The organism is Pseudomonas sp. 86_A (assembly GCF_017491705.1).
In the GTDB taxonomy this organism is placed as follows: Bacteria; Pseudomonadota; Gammaproteobacteria; order Pseudomonadales; family Pseudomonadaceae; genus Aquipseudomonas; species Aquipseudomonas koreensis.
In genome coordinates, this window is the sequence record NZ_JAFGYS010000212.1 from 1 (window position 1) to 414 (window position 414).

Genomic DNA, 414 nt, shown 5'->3' on the forward strand with positions numbered 1-414 from the left:
GTAACGGCCACCTGCTGGAGAAGACCGAGTTTGGCGATGACGGCTCGACGCTGATCACCGCTTACGAGCGCGATGCCGCCGGGCGCCTGCTGCTGAAAACCCTGCCCGACGGGGTTCAGGTGGCTTACCGCTACGACCGCTTGGGCCGGTTAACCGGCGTCGATGACGGGCAGAAACATCCGCTGGCCTTCGAATATGACCTGCAGGACCGACTGATCACCGAGCATCAGGGCTGGGGCACGTTGCGTTATGTGTATGACGCCTGCGGTCAACTCAAACGCCAGCGCCTGCCGGACAACAGCAAGCTCGACTTCCACTACGCCAAGGGCGGGGCGCTGACCGCCATCGACCTCAACGGCGCACGGCTGACCAGTCACGTCTATCAATCGGGGCGTGAACAACAGCGCCAGCAAG

At 63.0% G+C, this 414-nt stretch carries 1 pseudogene; it reads left to right on the forward strand.

From position 1 onward, the window contains the following. Positions 1 to 414: pseudogene (locus J5M57_RS28720) on the forward strand (RHS repeat protein); the annotation flags it as partial.